Here is a 21766-nt window from a genome sequence, read left to right as displayed (position 1 = left end):
TTCGCTCCCATATCCCGACGGTCGTGATTCTTTCGCCGAAATGGATATGCCTGCTAACGGGAGGGGACGTCAAAAACTGTCACCTCCACCATGGATGGTTTCCATAAGTGTCGTTGATGATGTTCGGGAGAGAGCCATGTCCTATGCCAATGCCGTTAAGCTGTTGCGCTTGGCGATCGCCGTGTCAGGTCGGGTCGGAGTAACCTTGTCGGACATAGAAGAGATGTTCGAGTGCAACCGCCGTAGCGCGCAGCGAATGACGGTCGCGCTCACCGACGTTTTTGTAAACACTGATCGCTGGGTCGATGACGAGCAGTTCGCGCATTGGCGTCTGCCTACAGAATCCGTCGTGGCTTTTCTGACGCCGACGCCGGAAGAACTTGCCGTCCTTGCCCGCGCGATCGACAAGCTTCGCAATGACGGTGCGGCGAACGAGGCCGACGCGCTCAAGCGCCTTGAAGAGAAGGTCTTGGCCGCTATCCCGAGGAGCCTTCGGGCTCGGATCGAAGTCGACGAGGAAGCATTGCTTCAGGCGCTTGGACTAGCGGCACGACCAGGTCCGCGACCGGTGGTTGAGCCCGATGTCGAGCATCAGATTGCGACAGCACTGAAAGCGCGGCACGCGATCGACATCCTCTACAAGGGCTGGAGAGATACCGAGCCACGCTGGCGCAAGCTCGGCCCCCACGGCCTTCTACTTGGGACGAGGCGCTATCTCGTCGCTCAGGATTTGGAGCGTAAGGACAACCGGCCCCGCCACTACCGGGTCGAGGACATATTGGAGGTCCAAGAATCCAACGAAAATTTTGCCTGGATCGATGATTTTGACATCGCGAACCATGCACGGGGCGGATTCAGTTCGTATGTGAACGAAGAGGAAATTGAGGACATCGTCTGGAAGTTCAGCCCAGAGGCCGCGCATCGGGCGCAGCGTTTCGTCTTCCATCCCGACCAGACGACCCAGACCGAGTCAGACGGCTCGCTTGTCATATCCTTTCGCGCTTGCGGACTCCTAGAAATGTGCTGGCACCTCTATGCCTGGGGCGACAAAGTCGAGGTTCTCGCACCCGAAGCGTTACGTGCGATGGTTGCGGAGCATCGTCGTTCGGATTTTGAATCGCTTCCGTAGCTGCGGCGCGCAGCGCGACGAATCCATTCGGGCTGGACGGGGCGCGGCCTCAGATGAGCGCGCACTGGCGGCGGCAAGCTGCCGCCAGAGGTCGCGCGTTTACACGGTTGGCCGCGCAGCGCTCTTGGGCTCGCTGGTCTTGGCGGGGCGACGGCTAAGCACATCTGCGCACGCACGCCGCCCCGCCTGCGGCTTCGCCAAGGGCGCGTCTGTTTTCCGATGTTGGCGCCGCGCTGACCGCACGGCGGCGTTGTTCTGGGCCGGCCACGGACAGCGTGTCGTTCGGCGAACGGCTATGGGTCCGCTCGGCCGTCGCGCAAGCCTGCACTTCGTTCCGGCTCCTCCACTTCGTTGCAGCCCTTCGGGTGCGCGCCGTCCTTTGGCGCGGTCCCGTCGCCTTTTCTCGCCGCCCGCCCCGCCGTCCGGGGCCGGGTGTGGTTGAAGAGAGAAGGAAGAACATCATGAAGCTGGATTTCATCGATCTGGGCAATCTGTCCATCGCCGCCGCCAACATGCGCGGGAAGGGGAAAGACCCCGACGTCACAGACCTTATGCCGAGCATCCGAGCGCGTGGGGTGCTGGTTCCGTTGCTCGTTCGACCCAATTGTGCCGAAGGCCATTACGAGATCGTGGCGGGGCGTCGGCGCTTCACCGCCGTGGGCGCCGTCGCGCGCGAGGGTGGGGCGGTTCGGCCTATTCCTTGCGCCATTCTCGACGACGGCGACGATGCCGATGCCTTGGAAGCGTCGATGCTCGAAAATCTCGCACGGGTGCAGCCCGACGAGGTCAGCCAGTGGGAGGCGTTCGTCGCGCTTGTGAAGGCGGGACGTAGTGTTGAGGAGGTCGCCGGAAGCTTCGGGTTCGAGCCGCGCGCGGTGAATCGTATCCTCGCGCTCGGCAATCTGCTCCCCCGCATCCGCACCCTCTATCGCGGCGGCGAAATCGATACTGGCACCGTGCGTCATCTTACCCTCGCATCGAAAAGTCAGCAGAAGGCATGGCTGGCGCTGTTCGACGAGGAGAGCGCTTATTGCCCGACCGGCCATCAACTCAAGGCGTGGCTGTTCGGCGGCGCGGCTATCGCGGTGAAGCACGCGCTGTTCGATGTCGCAGAAGCGAAGGCAGCGATCGTGTCCGACCTGTTTGGCGAGGACAGCTTCTTTGCCGACGCCGATGCCTTCTGGTCAGCGCAGACGACGGCCATCGAGGCGCGCAAGGCCGAGTATCTGGACGCTGGATGGTCCGATGTCGTTGTCATGGCGCGCGGCGACTGGTTCCGGTCGTGGGATCATGCCCATGCGGGCAAGCGCAAGGGTGGCCGTATCTATGTCGAGGTTCGTGAAAGCGGCGAGGTGACCTTCCACGAGGGGTTCGTCACCACCAAGGAAGCGAAGCGGCTTTCGGGCGGCGGCGCGGACGGCGAGGGCAATGGGGTTATCGCGAAGCCGGTGCGCCCCGAGGTGTCGGGGCCGCTCAATGCCTATATCGACCTTCATCGCCATGCGGCGGTGCGCGCCGATCTGGCGAGCCATGGCGGGGTGGCGCTACGCGCAATGCTTGCGCATGTCATCGCGGGCGCGGACCGCTGGCGCATCGATGTCGAGGCCCAGCGTGCGCCGAAGGAAGATATTGCCGAGAGCATCGAGGGCTGCTCGGCGGAAGCGGCGTTCGACCTCAAGCGCCGCGCTGTGCTCGACCTGCTCGGCTTCGACGCGGAAGCGCTCACCGTCACGGGTAGGCCGCTTCATCGTCCCCCTTTTGCCCCGCTGTTCGCGCGGCTGCTCGAATTGCCCGATCCGGTGGTACTGGAGATCGTCCCGATCGTCATGGGCGAGACGCTGCAGGCCGGAAGCGCGGCGGTGGAAATGATCGGCCTCCATCTCGGCACCGACATGCGCCAGCACTGGTCGGCGGACGCGGCCTTCTTCGACCAGCTTCGCGACCGCGAAGTGCTGCTCGCCATCACCGGCGAGATCGCGGGACCGGAGGTCGCGGCGGCGAACGCCGGTGAGAAGGGCAAGGCGCTGAAAGCGATCATCGCCGATTGCCTTGCAGGCACGAACGGTCGGACCAAGGCCGAGCCGTGGGTGCCGCAATGGATGGCGTTCCCGCCTTCGGCCTATACGGATCGCGGTGGCGTGGGCAGCGTCAAATCGGCACGGCGGGTCGCGCACGAGCTTGCGGTTCCCGCTGCTCCCGAACCCGAGGGCGAGGACGAACAGCCTTTGGCAGCATGAAACGAGGGCGGGCGGCTTCGGTCGCCCGCCTCACTTCCTGCGGGCGCAATTTGACGCGGCGGACTTGTCGGCCGACGCGGCGCTCATGATTTTTCGCGGGCCGGCGCCGCAAGCGGCGACGGCCCGCGGTTCGGCAAAAAGAAAGTGGCGACGCGAAGTTGCCTTCGCGCCGCCGATACGAGGATGCTGCATCCTTCGCCCCACCATCCTGACTTGCCGGGGTCGCTAATCGCCAAGCCCGGACGGAAGTTGCGGAGGCCGATAATGTCGACTCTGCCGTCTGAATTGTACGAAAACGCCAAATCGGATGCCATCGACATGATTTTCTTACCATGCGGAATGAGCCGATGTGAGCGCGGACTGCCTATTCGTGCTCGGCCGTTCTCCTGCCAACGACGGAGCGCTGGAGGATCGTTTTTCTCACTCAAGTTTCGGCGTTTGATCGTTCAGGCCAATAGCGCGGCTCGCTCCACCTGTTCTGCAGGACCATCCCGGCGACGGGCGATGTGACCTGAACCGGCGCGGCGCCCCGCGAAAGTGCGGCGGCGCGATTATTTCCCCGTGCGTGTTCCACGCGCTCCTCGCGGCCGCTCCGCTTCAAATAATCACGCCGGCGCACTCCTCCGCTTCGCTGCGGCCCTTGCAGGTTCGCGGTTCGCCTCTTGCACCGGTCCCTGGTCCGCCCATGCCGCAGGGATGGTCCAGCGGTACATGTAAGGAGACGACCAATGGCAGCTATCGGCTTTGTGAACGGCACCATCGAAACGGGTTTCGTGGGCCAACTCAAAACCCTCTCGATCCGCGCGGCGATCGAGATCCGGACCAACCGCTCTAAGAACGGCGACGTCCAGCCCGACTTTCGGGTCTGGTCCGAAGGCGTCGAAATCGGTGCCGGTTGGATCCGCACCGGGCAGCAATCGGGCGAACCCTATGTGTCGCTGAGCCTCGCCGCACCCGAGTTCGGTCCGCGCCGGCTCTATGCGAACCTCGGCCGCGCCGCCGGCCAGGACGGCGAGGACGGTTACGCCCTCATCTGGAATCCCGCCGACTGAGGCGGGCTTCCACCCCGCGCCGCATCCGCGGCGCGGGGCTTTGCAGTGACTGGGCGCTCAATTTTCGTTCCGCGGCAGGTCATCGAGCGTGAAGCTCATCGGGTTTCGCAGCCAGATGTTGAGATGGGATTCGCGCCAGCCGCAGCAGCGAACGGCGAGCTTGTATTGCGGCGGGAAGGTTCCCGCCTGGATTTTCCGATAGAGCGTCGCCCGGCTGAGGCCGGTGCGGTCGAGAACATCATTGAGGCGAAGAAAGCGATCGGAAGGCTGAGACGTCATAATTGTTCACTCCATCATGTGAAGGTGGATGAAGCCCCTGCGACAGAGATCAGGCAGTCATCTCGTCGATTCAAGTCACGCCAGGATGCGACCGGTCTCAGCTGCTTCCAGTATCTATGATCCTGCCGTAAAGAGCTGTCAGGAGTACGAAGGAGTACGATCAATAAATTATCCCCAATCTGGTTCTTTTGCCGCCGATTGGAGAATTGAGACTGTCTGAGACAGTCGCGCCGCGAAGGGCCGCGCCGACTCGGCGCGGGCGTTGTTCGATCCTTTGAGTTGATGGTTCGAGCGGACGCCGCTCGCGCGGCGGCGTTGTCTGTCCCGGCGCGGCGGGGACGGAGGTGGGCGTCACTCGCCTCTAGCCCCGCCCGGCCGGGCCGCAACCCTGCGGGTCCTCCTCTTCGTTCCGGTCCTTCAGATGCAGCCCGCCCGATGATGCGGGTCTGCCGGCTCCTTCCTGCCGCCCACCTCCGCCCCCTTCCGGGCCGGGGTGCGATTGGCGGGAAGGAGAAGGAATATGCGCAAGGAAAGGATCGAGCGGGCGAGCCTCTACAGCGAGGTCACGAACCGGATTATCGCGGAGCTTGAAGACGGGCGGCTGCCATGGGTGCAGCCATGGGACAGCGCGGCGTGCGGCTGCACGATGCCGCAGAATGCCGGAACGGCGCGCAAATATAGCGGGATCAATGTGCTGATCTTGTGGGCCGAGGTCATCGCCAAAGGCTATGCGTCGCAGCGCTGGCTGACCTACCGGCAGGCCGAGGCGGCAGGCGGTAATGTCCGGCGCGGGGAAAAAGGCACCGTGATTTGCTATGCCGACCGGTTCACGCCGAAGGCAGAAGCCGAGGCGGCACGCGGCGAGGATCGCGAGGCGCGGCAGGTGGCGTTCCTGAAGCGCTTTGTCGTGTTCAATGTCGACCAGTGCGAAGGACTGCCCAAGGATTATATCGCGCCGATGGTCAGCCCCGATCCGGTGCTCGCCATTGCCGAGGCCGACGCGCTGATTGTCGCGTCTGGTGCGCGCTTCAACATCGGGGGCGCGGAAGCATTCTACAGCCCGTGCCATGATTTTATGCAGGTGCCGGCGCAGGCGGCGTTCCACGAGCCAGTGAACTGGTACCGTACCGCACTGCACGAACTGGGCCACTGGACTGGACATGCAAGCCGCTTGGACCGCGATCAGAAAGGCGGGTTCGGATCGGAAAGTTACGCCAAGGAGGAACTCGTCGCCGAGATGGCGTCAGCCTTCACATGTGCCTCGCTCGGGATCGCGCCCACCGTTCGGCATTCCGATTATATCGCGTCATGGCTGTCAGTGCTGCGCGGCGATGACAAGGCTATCTTCCGTGCAGCCAGTCAGGCGAGCAAGGCGAGCGATTATCTGCTCACCCCTTTGGGAGACGATCAGTGAGGCGCCGTGACCTTTCGACAGTCACCGTCGAGGACGCCGAGCGCCGCATGGTGATCGCGCTAAGCAAGATGACCGCGCGGCAGGGCGACATCTTCATGTCGAAGCGGTTCGACGATGCAACCCATGATGAACTCGCGACGCGGTACGGGATCAGTGTCGATCAGGTCAGCGCCGACTTCGTTCGTGCCTTTGGTCTCTGGTCGCGATGCCTTCATGCGCGCTTCCCGCATCTGGTCTGGCCATGGCTGTAGGGGCGTTGGACCGGATGGCGCTTGCCATCCGGTCCAACGCCTTTCTAAGGATGTGACAATGCGAACCGGCCTTGATCATCTCCCGCAATCCAAGCAGCGCGAGCTTGCCGACGTCGTGCGCATCCTGTTCGAGGAATTCGAGATTGCGCATGCGCGCGGGACACAGGACTGGAACCGCAAAGGCCGCATCTTCAAGATCGTGCTTTACGGAAGCTATGCGCGCGGCGATTGGGTCGACGATCCGGTCGGCGGCTATCAGTCGGACTATGATATCCTCGTCGTCGTCAACAATGAGCGGCTGACCGAGTTCGAGCATTGGTCGGCGGCAGAAGACCGGCTGATGCGCGAGGTCACGATCAACAAGACTCTCACCGCGCCGGTCAGCTTCATTGTGCACTCATTGAAGGATGTGAACGCGCAGCTCGAGCGCGGACGGCCGTTCTTTGTCGATATCGTTGAGCAGGGTATCGGCCTTTATGAAGCCGAGGGATATGAGTTTGCGCAGCCGCGCAATCTTCCGCCCGACGAAGCGCGCATTGAGGCAGAGAAGCATTTCGACACGTGGTTCGAAAGCGCGACAGCATTTGCTGCTTCAGCGAAGTTTCTGGTTGAGCGCGGGAATTTCAACGAAGCCGCGTTCAACTATCATCAGGCGACCGAGCGTTTTTACCACTGCGCCTTGCTCGTGCTTTCGCTCTACAGCCCAAAGTCACATCGCCTCAATTTCCTGCGCTCTCAGTGCGAGCAGATCGCGCCCGCGCTGGTCGAAGCGTGGCCTCGCGACGACAAGTTCAGCCGTCGCTGCTTCGAGCTTCTGCGGCTCGCTTACGTGAATGCGCGTTACTCACCGCACTACAAGATCAGCGCCGAGGAACTGACTTGGATCGGCGAGCGCGTCGCCGTGCTCGAAGGCCTCGTCGAGAAAATTTGCCGCGATCACATCGCGGCGCTCGGCAGCGCGGACCGCGCTGCTGAATAGGAGAGTCATATTATGGAAGACACCGAAACGCTGGTCACGCTAACCGCCGATATTGTCGCCGCGCATGTCAGCAATAACAGCGTGGCGATATCGGATATCCCGCTCGTCATCCGCTCGGTGCACGAGGCGCTCGCCGGTCTGTCCTCAAACGCTGAACCGGAACCCGAACCGCAGCAACCCGCCGTGTCGGTGCGCGCGTCGGTGAAGCCCGACTATATCGTCTGCCTCGAAGACGGCAAAAAGCTCATCATGATGCGCCGCTATCTGATGACCAATTTCGGCATGACACCCGACGAGTATCGCGCGAAGTGGAACCTGCCGAAGGACTATCCGATGACGGCGCCGAACTATACCGAGAAGCGCCGGGAGCTGGCGAAGCAGATCGGTCTCGGTACCAAGGGCCGCGGCGGCGGCCGCAAGCCTATAGTGCGCGGACGCGCCAAGGCGAAGTAGCGTGTCGGTTGCCGCGCCAACGGCGCGGCAACGAACCTTGTGGCCGCGCGTAACATAGGGGACCATTTTTCCACGGAGTCCCCATGAAGAAACCCGTTCTTGCCGCCGGTGCGGCGACCGCTCTTGCCGCGCCGATCGGCTATCTTCTCTGGAAATATTATCCGCGTCCCGGCCCGGTCGGTAACTTCTCCGTGCCAGAGCCCGCAAAGGCGGTCGACCTTCGCCGCTACATGGGGCGCTGGTACGAACAATATCGATACGACGCTTCCTTCGAAGAAGGGCTCGAAGCCGTGACGGCGGATTATTCGCTGAACCGCGACGGCAGCGTCCGCGTCGTCAATCAGGGCCGCAAGGGCGGCCCCGCGGGCAAGCTGAGCAAGTCTGTGGGCAAGGCCAAGATCGCGGACGCGGCAACGAACGCCAAATTGAAGGTGTCCTTCTTCGGTCCCTTCTACGGCAATTACTGGGTGCTCGACCACTCGGACGATTATCAATGGTCGATCGTCGGCGAGCCGTCCGGACGCTATCTGTGGGTGCTCACCCGCGATGCAATGCCGGGTGTCGAAATGCTGGATGAGCTCGAAGCGCGTGTCCGTGCGCTTGGCTATGACTGGTCGTTGACCCACTTTACTCAGCACTGATTGCGCCGTCCGCGAACGCGCGCTGCCCGCGCCGTTGCCAGAGCAGCAATTGCTCCTCGCGGCGTTCGCCCCGCAACGTCGCGGCGGCCTCGACGAGCAGACCCAGAATGGCCGCGCGGTCGTCGCCGGTGAGCTCGATCAGATCGGCCTTGGCGACGAGCCCGCCGAGCTCGATCAGCTGGCGCGTGCGCTCGCGGCGCGTCACCTGCCACGCCCGCGTGTCATGCCGCGCCCGCTTCGCCTGAAGCCGATTGCGGGCTTGCACCGATCGCCGATGCGCCGCCCGCGTTGCGGCCAGCGCCGCCGCGAGCGCGGGCGCCGTCGCCGCGAAAGAAGGCAGCGCCGCTCTTGCGCCACGCCTCCTTCCGCGCGGCTTCCGCGCCGACCGCTTCGAGCAATGCGCCCGCGAGCTGTTCGATCGACAGCGCGTCGGCAGCGGTTGCGATCACCAGTTCTCCGAGCTGACCTTGCTTCTTCGTCTTGAGCGCCTTCGCCTTGTCAGCGAGCGCCTGGAGTTCGGTGTCGAAATCGCGGGGTTTACGCATCGTCTGTCCTTCCGTTTGTGAGGGTCGGACGAACCAGCTATGGCGTGTCGGCCTGTCGTTCAAGCAGCTGAAATCTCCCGAGACTTTGTGATCCCGAGCGCGATGAAATCGTGTGAGGGCGCGCTTATACGTCGTGCCGACGTGCTCTTCTTGCTGTAAATGGATCGCCCTCATGGCGATCTATCATTTCTCGGCAAAAGTGATTTCGCGCGCAGTCGGCAGCAGCGCGGTCGCCGCCGCGGCCTATCGTTCGGCCGATCGGCTGCATGACGAGCGGCTTGGTCGCAGCCACGACTTCTCGAACAAGGCGGGCGTCGTTCATAGCGAGGTGTTGCTCCCCGAAGGGGCGGGCGAACGCTGGCAGAACCGCGAGCAGCTCTGGAATGATGTCGAGGCGGCCGAGCTTCGCAAGGATGCCCAGCTTGCCCGCGAGATCGAGTTCGCGATCCCGCGCGAGATGACCGAGGAGCAGGGCATTGAGCTTGCGCGGGACTTTGTCCAACGCGAGTTCGTCGACCGCGGCATGATCGCCGACCTCAACGTGCATTGGGATATCGGCTCCGACGGGCTGGCCAAGCCGCACGCCCATGTCATGCTGACAATGCGCGAGATCCGCATCGGCGAAGACGGATCGGCCGAGTTCGGCGCGAAGGTGCGCGACTGGAATCGTACCGAGCTGCTGACCCATTGGCGCGAGGCGTGGGCCGATCATGTGAACGAACGCCTGGCATCGCTCGATATCGACGCGCGCATCGATCATCGCACGCTCGAAGCGCAGGGCATCGACCTCGAACCGCAGCACAAGATCGGCCCCGCGGCATCACGCATGGCGGCTGAGGGGCTCGAAGCAGACAGGCTTGCCGAGCATATCGACATCGCCAGCTCGAACGGTGCGAAGATCATCGCCGATCCCGGCATCGCGCTCGACGCGATTACGCACCGCCAGGCGACCTTCACGAACCGAGACCTCGCCATGTTCTTGCACCGCCACAGCGACGGGAAGGAGCAGTTCGATGCGGTGATGTCGGCGGTCAAATCATCGCCCGCACTAGTCGGCCTCGGGCGGGACGGACGCGGAGAGGATCGGTTCACGTCGAGCGCAATGATCGAGACCGAACAGCGGCTCGAACGCGCGACGGCGACGCTCGACGCGCGGCGTCATCATGGCGTTGCCGACCGCCATCGCGAGCTTGCCTTGTCCCGCGCGCTGGAGCGCGGTCTCGATCTCTCCGCCGAACAGCGCGGCGCCCTCGAACATGTCACCAACGCGCGCGGCGTCAGCAACGTCATCGGCTATGCCGGGACGGGGAAGAGCGCCATGCTCGGCGTTGCCCGCGAGGCGTGGGAGGCGGCGGGCTATCAGGTGCAGGGCGCAGCACTGTCCGGCATCGCGGCGGAAGGCCTCGAGCAGGGTTCGGGAATCGGCTCGCGGACGCTCGCCAGCCTCGAGCATCAATGGGCCAATGATCGCGAGCATCTCACCGACAAGCATGTCCTCGTCATCGACGAGGCGGGCATGGTCGGGACGCGGCAGCTCGAACGCGTTTTGTCCGAAGCGGAGCGTCAGGGCGCCAAGGTCGTCCTGGTCGGCGATCCGCAGCAGCTTCAGGCGATTGAGGCGGGTGCGGCATTCCGGTCTGTCGCCGAGCGTCATGGCGCTGTCGAGATCATGGACATCCGCCGGCAGGAGGAGGGCTGGCAGCGCGAGGCGACGCGTGAGCTCGCGACCGGGCGTACTGGCGCGGCGATCGGGCGCTATGCCGAGGCCGGCTTTGTGCATGCAGCCGAAACCCGCGAGGGAGCGCGCGCCAAACTGGTTGATGCCTGGGATCGTGATCGTCAGCACTATCCCGATGCGAGCCGGATCATTCTCACCCATACCAATGACGAGGTGCGAGCGCTCAACGGGGATGTACGCGACCGGCTGAAAGCGAGCGGGGCGCTTGGCGCCGAGGTTGCTATCGCCGTCGAGCGCGGCGAGCGGATGTTCGCCGAGAATGACCGTGTGATGTTCCTAAAGAATGAGCGGAGCATCGGCGTGAAGAACGGCACTCTCGGCACGGTCCAGAATGTCGACCGGATGCGGATGGCGGTGATGCTCGACGACGGGCGTAGCGTGGCGTTCGACCTCAAGGATTATGCCCATATCGATCATGGCTATGCCGCAACGATCCATAAGGCGCAGGGCATGACCGTCGACCGCGTACAGGTGCTCGCGACGCCGGGGGTAGACAGCCACTCGACTTACGTCGCGCTGTCCAGGCATCGCGAGCATGTCGATGTCTATTATGGCCGCGACGATTTTGCGACCCGGAACAAGCTCGTGCGCGCCGCCTCGCGCGAGCGCGGAAAGGATATGGCAAGCGACTATCGGACGCCGTCGTCCGCCAAGGCGGTGGAGCCCAAGCGCAACATGTTCGATGGGCTGAAGCTGACTATCTCGCGCGAGGCGCCGAACCCCGCGACGCCCGAACGGCAGCGCCCGGTCAAGCTTGCCGAGGTCCGCATCGGCGCCCGGACGCTCGAAGCCGGGCCGTCGCGTTCACCCCTCGACAAAGCGGTCGAGCGCTTTGCCGGCATCACGAAGCAGATCGTCGATGTCCGGCGAGCCGGGGGTAAGGAACTGCCGCACGAACTCGATGCTTATCGCACGGCCCGGGCGGAACTCGATGCGCTGCGCCCAGGGAGCGCGAATGATCTGCGCGAGGCTTTCGGGAAAAGCTATCAGCTGACCAAAGAAACGGCGGAGGGTCGGACCGCAGGCGCGATGGCGGAGATGGATGGTCGAGACGCGGTGCGCGCTGCCGAGCGAACAGCGGCCGAACGCGCGGCGCGCGATCGCGTCCGGCTTGCCAGCGATAGCGAGAAGCGGGCCGATTTGTTCGTTGCGACATGGAAGAAGGAGAGCGCACGGGTGAAAGAAGCGCCCACTTACGCTGCGCGCGACGCCGCGCGTGCCAATCTTTCCGACATGGCAAAGAGCCTGCACCGCGATCCGCAGCTCGAGTCGCTGCTCCAGAATCGTCGCGCCCAGCTCGGGCTGGACATTATGAGTACGAAAACGCTGTCTCAGGATCTCCAGCTAAGTCTAGGCCGTGGACGCGGGATGGGGATAGGGATGTAGGCTGCGTCCATGACCCAGAAACCAGCCCGCACCGCCCGGCAGCCCGCCGATGCCGCCACCGCCTTTGAAGATTTGCGCCGTGAGATATCTCTTCAGCGCACCGCGATCGAAGGCCTGACTTCGGCCAAGGACAAACTCCCCGATTACTCGCCAACGCTCCGCGACATGGAGACGCGGCTTGGCCAGTTGGAAAAGTACGTGGAAAGCATCAACGAACGCCCGTCGATGCAGCTCACGCCGCTGACGATCGCCACCGAAATGCACGAAGGATTGATGACCTACCGAGCCGATGACCGCAAGATCCTCGTGGAGGCATGCGACACGCTGGCGCGCACGCTCGGCCGGGTCGAGGGCATGATCAAGCAGAAGCGCTCGAACGACGAGCAGGACTGGTGGGTCACTTGGGCGGCGACGGGCGGATTGCTGTTCGGTACGTTCTTGACGCTCATCGGCGTGGCGGTTTGGAGCTAAAATCGCCGTAGCGCATCTCGGCGGCAATGCGCCCGATGTCCGTCATTCGAGATGCGCGGATTCCTCCGCGAAAGCAGGCGCTTGCTTTGACCACGCCGGCGACCCGTGGCGCTTCCATCAGATTGCGATTTTAATAATCGATTGCTCCCCTACGACTATAACTCGCGAAGGTTGTTGACCAATTCTGCCTTTGCGCGGAACATGACAGAAACTTAGGGGCGGGACTTGTCGGCGATTCTATCAAATGCGGCGTGGGTGCGTTTTCTTCGAAATTACGGACCCATTCCGACTAACGACAATATGTATGATGAGTCGATTCAGCGTGCGCTGCGTCGGCATCGGATCCGGCCGATCAAACTTCCGGCGCCGCTCCGCGATCAGCTTGTGGCGATGTTTCGGGGCGACGCGCCCGTGTCGCACATCATCACTGGCACGGCAGGGGACGGAAAAACCTACCATTGCCGCGAGGTCTGGACCGAATTGGGCGGCGATACCGCAGCCTGGAACGAAGGCGACAAGATTCAGCACCTGCCGCTCGAAGGCCGCACGCTCGTCATCGTCAAGGATTTGAGCGAGCTACGTGACGATGAGAGCGGTGACCTCCTGTCCGCCTTCGCACGCGATGTCGCCGATCCCACGACGACCACCTTCTACCTCTTCGCGGCCAATCATGGACAGCTGCTCGAAAAGCTCAAATCCGCCCCCGCGTCGGCTGAATTGATCCGGGTAAATAAGGTGATTGAGGACCTGCTCGTCACTGGCGCGCATAGCGACGCCGACATCAAGCTGGAACTGACCGACCTGAGCCGCTCGCCGGCGGCCGCGATGGCTATGGCGATCATCGAGGAAGTCACCAATCATGAAGGCTGGACCGGCTGTGAAAGTTGCAGCGCGCAAAGCGACGGCACATGTCCTATTTTCGAGAATCGTCGCCGTCTGATCGGCGATGGGGAGGAAGATCCTTTCAAGCGCCGGCTGGCCGCCCTTATCGAGCTTAGCGAACGCAATGGCAGCCATTTCCCGATCCGCCAGCTTCTCGCCTTGGCCGCCAACGCCATTCTCGGCCATCCCGACGCGCGCGACGGGCTGATGAGTTGCAATGATGTCGGCTCCATTTTGGCCTCGGGCCAAACCGATCGCGCGAGCATCTATCGCAATATTTTCGGCGAAAATCTGCGCCCGAGCAAGGCTGAGAAAACCGAACTTTTTCGCAAATTGAACGCGTTCGGTATCGGTGCTGAGACCAGCAACCGGGTGGATAATCTGCTTGTCTATGGCGCGGACGACCCCGCCTGTGCCACCGACTATGCCGCGCTCGTCTTGAGCGATCCGGTCTATGGCGCAACCCCAGCCTATGTCGGCGCGCAGCGCAGCTATCTCGAGGGCGCCGATGGCAGCGATCGGAATGCCTTTTTGAGCGCGCTGCGAGCGCAGCGGCAACGCCTGTTCTTCACTCTGCCGGACGCCAGAGCGGCCGACTACGATCTGTGGGATCTCACGGTTTTTCGTTATGCCGGGCTCTATCTTGAGGTCGCGGAGAAGATTGCCGCGGGGCAGGCTGCACCTCGCACCGCACTCAACATGGTGGTGCGCGGGCTCAACCGCATCTTCACGGGCATGCTGGTTCAGAATCAAGACGAACTCGTGCTGGCGACTTCGGGCAGCTACTCGCAGTCGAAACGTAGCCCCCTGCTTGACGAACTTATCTCGGTGCCGCGCTCGGGCGGCGAGGAAGTCAGCATCGTCCCAGATAAGGTCGAGGGAGAGTTCGGCGTTTCGGTGAAGCTGGTTCGCGGCACGGAGATTCCGTCCGTCTTCCTACCGCTTTCACCGACGCGTTTCGAATTTCTCGGCCGGGTCGCCGAGGGCGCGCTCCCGAGCAGCTTCTCGCTTGAATGTCACGAGGACCTGCTCGCCTTCAAGGCCAGATTGCTTCGCGAAACCGAGAACCGGCGCAAGCTCGATGGGGACGATGCTACCACCGATGGCGAGTTGGTCCTACGGTTCATCGAACTCAATGCGGATGGGCGTGCCCAACCCCGCCGCGTCATTGTGCGGGCCTGATTTATGGAAATTCTCCCCCGCCCCTCAGAATTCGAAGATCGCGCCGGTCCGGCATTCTGGATCGATGAAGCAATCTGGGGACATCGTCTTCATGACGAACAGTCGCCCTGGCTTACCTTTCTCGAATTTCTGACTGTCCTGCTCTCCGAGCACCGGGAAGGTCGAGCTCTTCGAGAAGACCGGCTGAATAGCTTGTCCTACAAGCCGCAGCTCCAACTGCGGCTGCGCAACCTCGTCTTCAACAACCCGCACATCATGACGGTGCGGACCGAAGCCCGCTCCGACGAGCAGGCCTGGACGCTTTGGCTCGAAAAAATGGCCGAGACCGCGGGAGGGCTCGACCGGCCCGATTTCGCCTATCTGCGGGATCGGTTCGAAAGCTTCGAAGACTTCGCTGCCGTCCTCAGCTTTTTGCAAGGCTCGGCGATCGAGGGAAGCAGCAACAAAAGGTGGAGTTCAAAGTTCGTTTTCCCGTTTGGCCCACATGCGCTCTATGAGGACGCCAATGTGAAGCCGAGCGGCAGCGTGTCGAACGATCGCCGCTTCTTCGCTCGAACCGGTGAGCTGCTCTACATGATGCTCGCGCGCAGCGCGCATGCCGAAGCGCTTCAAGCACTGCTGGTTACGCGGTTTCTCGAAAATCCTGCGCCTTATGATAGCATGGCGCAGGCGCTGCAGGGCGAACGCCAACTCGCGAAGGCTGAACGGGCCGGCGCCTATCTGCCGTGTGCGAGCCACCCCATATTCGACCGTTTGGGGGCGGACTGGCTTGCGATTCTTAACCTGCCCATCCCGGCGCATGATGCGATCCCGCATCTCGTGACGGTGACCGGGCTCAATCTCATTCTCTATCAGCTTGAGCGCGCCCGCGAGTTGCTCGGCCGACCGCCGATTACCCTCGTGTGCGAGATCGTCTCTCCAAAAAAATCTGTGGTCCGTGACCTTTCGGCCGATAGTTACCAGGCCAACAATATGCTGCCGCAACAGGCCATCGAGCGCTTCGTGCGGCGCGTAACCGAGACCGACGCTTGGGCCGAGGCGCTTGCATCCGAAGATCCGACGCATGTTGCAACGGACATCTTGCAGCGAGAATTTGGCTGGCCTGACGGCGACGACGATGAACTGTCGACCGAGCCGCAGGCTTTTGTGGACGGCCTAGTCGAGCGTGCGACGGTGCGCCACAAGCAGCATGTCGGTAAGATCCATATGACTTGGGCCCGCGCAATCGGTCTTTCATCAAGGCGTTCGAGCCGCCGGGTCCGCTACGCGCCAACCGACCGGTTGCTTAAAACGTTGGTCGTCGCCTGTGTCGATGAACGACTAGAGTTCAAGGATTTTCTTGTGTTGCTGCACGATCGCTACGGGTTTGTCATTGGCGACGCACAGGCACGACTTTTTATCGACTCCGGAACGGCAGATCAGGAAGACTTCTCCGACAATGCGCATCGCCTTGAGGAACGGCTCGCCAGCCTAGGATTGCTCAAGCGCCTCTCCGACAGCTGCGCCTATGTCGAAAATCCCTTCCAGCGAGCACAAGTCGCATGACGCCTTCTGACCTGATCGGCGCCGCGGGCGCCACCTCCATCCGCTTACGCCTGGACGCACTCACCAGCGACGATGAGCTGGCTCGCTACCTACTCGACCGACTGACCGGCGAGCAGGTGGCCGCGATAACAAAGTCGTTGCTCGCGGATCCCGTAGCAGCAGCGAAACTGATGATCGCTTTACCGCGCGCACTGGTGGGGTCGTTCGAACTTCCTGACGAGGTGATCACCGACGAGCGGACCGTCCGTGTCCGAAATCTGCCGTGCGACCGGCCGGCGATGCTCATCGCCAACACCGACGACGACCAGGGCGCCTCGCTCGGCGACGTTACGTTGATTGGGGCCAAGCAGCTGACCGAAGAGCCGGGCCCGTGGGTCGATGCGGCAGCCGTTGGCCTTGGCCTCGCGGACGGCCAGCTGGATGCTTGGAAGGCGGCACTCCGCGGTCTGAACAGCGCCGACGACTGGACGCTTCATCAGATCGGCGCCTATGTTGCGATGACCCGTGAGCGGATCAACAGCGAAGCTGTGCCCGTCGCTGCAGCATTGGGCTGGGCACTGCCCGCCCTTCGGCTACCCCGTGACAGCGGCTATTTTATGGGCCTTGCCGATAAGGATCGCGAACAGCCGCGTCGGTGGAAGAAGCTTTACGAAAAGCTCGTTTCCGATCGCAAGCCTTTGCTCGTCAAGCAGCGTCCCAATCGCCAGATCATTGAAGCGGAGGAACTGCGTAGTCATTTCGAGGAGGTGCGCGACGATATTCCCGCCGAGGTCCATGCAACGATCGAGGCCTTTATTGAAACGGCAGCGGGGTGGGGGCCTGCGGCCGAGCAACTCGCGGCCTTCGAATGGGAAGCGGAAAGCGTCCTACAGCTCTTCTCGGGCATCAAGCTCAGAAAAACATCACTCGCACAAGAGACGATCCACTTCTTCGATTTCTCCCTCCCGGATCGCTTAAGTTCTTCGGATCAAGACTATCTGACGACGCTCAAAGGACGTTCGCTGAAGGAAACGCGCGACGACGATCGTGAATTCTTCGAGGCGCACCGCGACGATCTCGGGCAGGACCGCGCGTTGCGCGTGAAATGGGAGCGCTTCGTTTTTGGTCGTCCGATCGAGTGCACGGACTTCCTGGAAGGTTTGCTGCGCGCAATCGAGCGGCTTTTCGGTCAGGTCAACCTCGTCGGGGGCCAACGCAAACTGGAGATCAAGGCAGCACGGCGCAGTCGCAACCAATGGCTCGACCTGAATGCCGATGTCGGTTTGTCTTTCGGGATGCGCTACCGTGGTCTTCCCGACCTGATTGGGCCGTCGGTCGAATGGGACGTCCCGCATCTATTCGCTTATGAGGAGTTGCTCGACCGCGCCAAAGCGCGGCAGAAAAAGTACCGCCGCAATGAATCGACCGCGCGCGGCGCTATACAGATAAAGTTCGATGTTGCGCTCAGCGTCGGCCGCGACCGGGCGACCGTGCAGCTCGTTTGGATCGGCCAACCCGGGGTCATCGGGCTCGAGCTTCCCAAGGATATTGGCCGCCTGCTCAAGCGCCCGTTCGCGCGCAGCAGCGTTGCGCGCCTGCCGGTCAGCCGCAAAGGCGCGTTGCAATCAGTCTCGCTGTCCGACGTCGCGACGATGCAGCCGGCGTTCGGTCAGGACGCGGGCACTCTCGTTCCGCGCGTCACGGTCGGCGACGATATCGGGAAGCTTTTTCCTAAAGCGCTGAAGGCGGCGCGCGACGACGGTCGAATTGATCCGGGCGGGTTCGCGGCGCTAGAGGCGGCCTGGAACAGCTTTGCAGCTATCTATGCAGAGGCGCTCGCCGCGCTTCAGTCATCTGGCTATGCCTCTTCCATCCTAGTCGCACAGGCGAACGCTTATTGTGCGCTTTTGCGCGCCTTGAATTTATACGCCCCCGGCGATCTCAGCCGTCGTGACCTGTGGGAGCCCGTACTCAGCATTGGCACGATCACCGTGGTCGGCGGTCCTCCGTCAGCCATTGTCGCGCCTTGGCATCCGCTTCGCCTTGCCGGCAGCGCCGCGAAGATGCGTTCTGTCGCCGGACTGTCGGCCTACCTTCTCTCCGATGTCGATGTGAACTTCGGAGATTCGCGGCTATTCTTTGCCGATCTTCGCGACGAACTTGCCCATCCGCTCTATCCGGAAATCGCCGTGGGCTATGAAGCCGGTGAACCGGTGCTGCTTGCCGAGACGAGCACGGTCAACGACTATAGTTTGGTCGAACGACCGGTGCGCGATCCGTCGGAGGCAACGACCGACGTCGATCCGGCCGAAGCAGCGCGGCAAATCCGCCAGCTGCTCGAACGGTATCTCGATCTCCAGCCGCACGAGCGTTCGAACCTCAGCATCATGCTCTACAATTGCGATGCGGCCGGACTGCCGCTCGCTACGGTGAACGCACTGGGGTCGGTGCAGGATCAGGACGAGGTCCATTGCAACGTCCTTGTCCGCCACCGCGATCGAACGCGTCTGTCACGGGTCTACACCGAATTGCTCGAACGCTCCGAGGGGGATCCCGATGCGGTGGTGGTCAGCGAAACGTCACGCAACTTCATGTCGAAACTTCGCATTGGAGTCATGCTCGATGCCGGGGCGTCGGGCAGCGCGAAGGGTACGCGCGAGATCGATGTTGCTTTCCTCCATGATGTCGTTTCACGCCAAGCCCGCGAACAATGGTTTCCCGTACCTGCAACGGGCGACAATCCCGGCCTTCTCGATCATGTTCCGGCGCGTTGGTCTTACCGCCGGGTCACCGCCGAAGACGAGTTGAAAGCCACAACCTATCTTACCTGCCCGCGCCAGCCCGATGCCGGTTGGGCCTATGTCGATGCGGTCGCCAATATCATCCGGCGCCAATCGCACGGCGCCGACGAACATTATCTGCCGGCGCGCCAAATCTCTTTCCAGGACGGCGGCCTGAAGACCATGTTCGATGAGGTGCATGGCCTGGCTGAATGGGTCGCGACCTATGACGATTTGCTCAACAAACGTCAGCTCGCCGCACAGGGTATCAACGTGATCCGCTATCGCAGGCAGCGGACGCACGGCCGCAACATGGTCGTCTCGTCGACGTCGGAGCTACGCATCCTTCATGTACTCGTCCGGCGACGCCTGTCGGAACTCTCACTTGGCCTCGATGATGCGCAGCTCGCCGAGCTCGCTAAGCGGATGATCGATGATGCGAGCGCTATCTCCGGCGACATCGTCTTGCGCGCCGCAAAGCGGGGCGTGTCGGCCGGCGAGCTTGTCGGTCTCGTGCTCAGCCGAGCGTTGGTCGCCGAAGAGATGGGTGGGGATGCCGCCGTCGCTTGGTTCCTCCTCGACGATTATGCCGAGTGGTTGGGCCAGAAAGAAGAAGGCATTGCGGACATTCTGGGGCTTAGCCTTGGTGTCGGCGAAGACGGGCAGCCGTGCTTGCGTGCTATCGTGACCGAGGCAAAATATGTCGACCAGTCCGGCGCAGCGGAAGCCACCCGAAAATCCCGCAGCCAACTGCGCCAGACCGTGGCACGGATTGATGACGCGCTGTTTGGAGATCCCGGTCGCCTCGACCGCGACCTGTGGCTCTCGCGCATTGCCGATCTTCTCCTCGACGGCACCGCTGCACTTGGCCAGCCCAATCTGCTCGAGCGCGTGCGTGATGGAATTCGGCGGGGTGCAGTCCCCATTGACCTGCGCGGTTACTCGCACATCTTCATTTCTGGACCCGCCGGGGATGGAAGCAACTTGGGCGATCAGGAGGCTATTTCCGACATTGCCGGTGGGCTACAGGAAATATTCACGCGAGAAGGCGTGCGGCAGCTGATTAAAGCATATGCGGCCGGCACCTCGCTGTCCGCGACGCGCAACGCGCTTGGCGAGATTCGCAGCTGGCAGCAGCCGGGGTTTCGCGACCCAGCGCCTCGGGTGGAATGGAGCAAGGCGATCGGCGCCGAATCCGACATGGGGCAGGGCGCGAAACCGATCATCCATGATTATGATGAAGATGATGATGAAGGTGATCCGGAAGCCGGAATCGTTATCGAAGAGCCTGCGCCTCACGGCGTGAGTGACACGGTTGAAGTGCCCGCAGCGGTAGCAGAAGATATCTCTGTGGAGGCGCCTCGGAACGAGGTCCGTCTATCGGACCGGTCGGTCGCGCCATCTCAGGGTGATAGGGTCGCGCCGTTCGACGTCGCACCGCCAGTCAATTCTAGGCCGGAGGCCACAGCCGCTGGAGCGGAGCCTGTCTCGGATATAATCACAGGCCCCGAAATTCGCGCATCAACCGGAATGAGCATCGACGCGCTCATCCAGAAGCGGGCCGAACGCGCACAGGAAGAAAGCGCCGAAGCTCGAACTTGGCTCGACGCGACCGCTCAGAAGCTGCGATCCGCGCTGCTCGGCTACAATCTTCAGGCGAAGGTCGTCGGAACGCGGCTCACCCCCAATGCGGCCTTGATTCGCTTTATGGGATCGGATCGGCTGCGCGTCGAGGATATCGAGGCGCGCCAGTCGGCGCTGCTCACGACACATGGCCTGCGTCTGATCTCGGTGTCGCCGCTTCCCGGCGAGATCGTCGTGGGCGTCGCCCGAGCCCAGCGCCAGCTGGTGTCGCTCTGGGATGTCTGGGGTCGCCGTGAAATCAACCGCAATGCTGCGGGGGTGAACACGTCATTCGTCCTGGGTTTGAAGGAACTGGACGGCGATATCCTTTATTTGAACTTAGGGGGCCCATTTGCCGGCGGTCAGCAGCATGAGCCGCACACGCTCGTCGCGGGTGCCACCGGGTCTGGCAAATCGGTGCTCATCCAGGCGATGTTGCTGGATATCGCCGCCACCAACTCCAGCGCGCTCGCACACATCTATCTGATCGATCCGAAAATGGGCGTCGACTACGCCGCCGTCGAGCGCCTTCCCCATTTGCAAGGCGGTGTGATCGTCGATCAGCCCCGCGCGATCGAGGTGATGGAAGGACTCGTTGCGGAAATGGAGCGTCGCTACGAACTCTTCCGCGCGCACGGCGCGCGAGACATCCGGGCTTATAATACAAAGTCTGCGGTCACCGAACCGCTGCCCTATATCTTCCTCGTCCATGACGAGTTTGCCGAATGGATGCTAACTGAAGAATATAAGGCCTCCGTCACATCCTACGTGTCGCGGCTCGGTGTCAAAGCCCGTGCCGCCGGCATGCATCTGATCTTCGCAGCACAGCGGCCGGATGCCAATGTTATGCCGATGCAGCTGCGTGATAATCTCGGCAATCGACTCATTTTAAAGGTAGCAAGCGTGGGTACCTCGGAGATCGCGTTGGGAGTTAAGGGCGCCGAGCAACTCCTAGGTCTCGGCCATCTTGCCGCGCGTCTAAGCGGCGAGCCGACGATTATCTATGCGCAGGCGCCATTCTTGTCGGACGACGATATCGACGCGGCCGTCGATGCCATCATCGCAAGCGACAGAACTTCAGCATAGGCGCGCGGCCGGAGAGAACGGTCACATATGAGAAAATCGAGGATATGTTTCGCGTTCAGCTGGCCAGCCCGAGAACGGTCAGGCTCTTCAACGGCGCAATCGGATTTCGGGTTG

Annotated in this window: 16 protein-coding genes; 13 read left to right on the top strand and 3 right to left on the bottom strand. The window is 62.4% G+C overall.

Going from position 1 to position 21766, the window contains the following annotated elements; genetic code table 11:
* The first annotated feature begins 136 nt into the window (after positions 1-136).
* The 3 genes from HDC29_RS17120 to HDC29_RS17110 all read left to right on the top strand — a co-directional run bounded on the left by HDC29_RS17120 (position 137) and on the right by HDC29_RS17110 (position 4418).
* Positions 137-1129: a YafY family protein gene (locus HDC29_RS17120; RefSeq protein ID WP_179499505.1), complete on the top strand. Its 993-nt coding sequence runs from the start codon at positions 137-139 to the stop codon at positions 1127-1129.
* A gap of 461 nt (positions 1130-1590) precedes the next feature.
* Positions 1591-3366: a ParB/RepB/Spo0J family partition protein gene (locus tag HDC29_RS17115; protein WP_179499504.1), complete on the top strand. Its 1776-nt coding sequence runs from the start codon at positions 1591-1593 to the stop codon at positions 3364-3366.
* Positions 3367-4094: 728 nt separating this feature from the next.
* Entirely contained in the window at positions 4095-4418 is a 324-nt protein-coding gene (locus tag HDC29_RS17110) for a DUF736 family protein (RefSeq protein WP_179499503.1), read from the top strand.
* Between the two features lie 57 nt (positions 4419-4475).
* Here HDC29_RS17110 and HDC29_RS17105 read toward each other — a convergent pair whose 3' ends face one another.
* The gene (locus tag HDC29_RS17105) at positions 4476-4697 is read right to left on the bottom strand and encodes an AlpA family transcriptional regulator (RefSeq protein WP_179499502.1); all 222 of its coding nucleotides are present in this window, start codon (positions 4695-4697) and stop codon (positions 4476-4478) included.
* 520 nt (positions 4698-5217) lie between these two features.
* On the opposite strand from HDC29_RS17105, the gene HDC29_RS17100 reads away from it, so the two are divergent.
* The 5 genes from HDC29_RS17100 (at position 5218) to HDC29_RS17080 (ending at position 8435) form a co-directional block, all read left to right on the top strand.
* Positions 5218-6111 carry an ArdC family protein gene (locus HDC29_RS17100; RefSeq protein ID WP_179499501.1) on the top strand — a complete coding sequence of 298 codons (894 nt, stop codon included), beginning with the start codon at positions 5218-5220 and terminating at the stop codon, positions 6109-6111.
* Complete coding sequence (locus tag HDC29_RS17095; protein ID WP_179499500.1) at positions 6108-6362, top strand: sigma-70 family RNA polymerase sigma factor; 255 nt, start codon at positions 6108-6110, stop codon at positions 6360-6362. The genes HDC29_RS17100 and HDC29_RS17095 overlap by 4 nt, the downstream gene beginning before the upstream one ends.
* Positions 6363-6420: 58 nt before the next feature.
* Complete coding sequence (locus HDC29_RS17090; RefSeq protein ID WP_179499499.1) at positions 6421-7341, top strand: nucleotidyltransferase and HEPN domain-containing protein; 921 nt, start codon at positions 6421-6423, stop codon at positions 7339-7341.
* Positions 7342-7353: 12 nt separating this feature from the next.
* Positions 7354-7794 carry a MucR family transcriptional regulator gene (locus HDC29_RS17085; RefSeq protein ID WP_179499498.1) on the top strand — a complete coding sequence of 147 codons (441 nt, stop codon included), beginning with the start codon at positions 7354-7356 and terminating at the stop codon, positions 7792-7794.
* Positions 7795-7877: 83 nt separating this feature from the next.
* Positions 7878-8435 (top strand): lipocalin family protein, encoded by a 558-nt coding sequence (locus HDC29_RS17080; protein ID WP_179499497.1) that lies wholly within the window; start codon positions 7878-7880, stop codon positions 8433-8435.
* Here the strand turns inward: HDC29_RS17080 and HDC29_RS17075 are convergent.
* Positions 8422-8640, bottom strand: a complete 219-nt coding sequence (locus tag HDC29_RS17075; protein WP_373562828.1) for a conjugal transfer protein TraD — start codon at positions 8638-8640, stop codon at positions 8422-8424. The two genes, HDC29_RS17080 and HDC29_RS17075, sit on opposite strands and share 14 nt — an antisense overlap.
* A 16-nt stretch (positions 8641-8656) precedes the next feature.
* Positions 8657-8980 (bottom strand): conjugal transfer protein TraD, encoded by a 324-nt coding sequence (locus tag HDC29_RS17070; RefSeq protein WP_179499495.1) that lies wholly within the window; start codon positions 8978-8980, stop codon positions 8657-8659.
* 172 nt (positions 8981-9152) lie between these two features.
* On the opposite strand from HDC29_RS17070, the gene traA reads away from it, so the two are divergent.
* From traA to HDC29_RS17045, 5 genes are all read left to right on the top strand, one after another.
* Complete coding sequence (gene traA, locus HDC29_RS17065; RefSeq protein WP_179499494.1) at positions 9153-12104, top strand: Ti-type conjugative transfer relaxase TraA; 2952 nt, start codon at positions 9153-9155, stop codon at positions 12102-12104.
* A gap of 9 nt (positions 12105-12113) precedes the next feature.
* Positions 12114-12575, top strand: coding sequence for a hypothetical protein (locus tag HDC29_RS17060; RefSeq protein WP_179499493.1), 462 nt, complete (start codon positions 12114-12116; stop codon positions 12573-12575).
* 225 nt (positions 12576-12800) lie between these two features.
* Positions 12801-14639, top strand: a complete 1839-nt coding sequence (locus tag HDC29_RS17055; protein WP_257018350.1) for a hypothetical protein — start codon at positions 12801-12803, stop codon at positions 14637-14639.
* Positions 14640-14642: 3 nt separating this feature from the next.
* Positions 14643-16184: a hypothetical protein gene (locus HDC29_RS17050; protein ID WP_179499492.1), complete on the top strand. Its 1542-nt coding sequence runs from the start codon at positions 14643-14645 to the stop codon at positions 16182-16184.
* Positions 16181-21652, top strand: coding sequence for an FtsK/SpoIIIE domain-containing protein (locus HDC29_RS17045; RefSeq protein WP_179499491.1), 5472 nt, complete (start codon positions 16181-16183; stop codon positions 21650-21652). The genes HDC29_RS17050 and HDC29_RS17045 overlap by 4 nt, the downstream gene beginning before the upstream one ends.
* Positions 21653-21766: the final 114 nt, after the last annotated feature.

The sequence above is a fragment of the Sphingopyxis sp. JAI108 genome (assembly GCF_013410105.1).
GTDB lineage: Bacteria > Pseudomonadota > Alphaproteobacteria > Sphingomonadales > Sphingomonadaceae > Sphingopyxis > Sphingopyxis chilensis.
The sequence above is the reverse complement of the archived record's forward strand: the minus strand, read 5'-3'. Positions and strand labels throughout refer to the sequence as shown.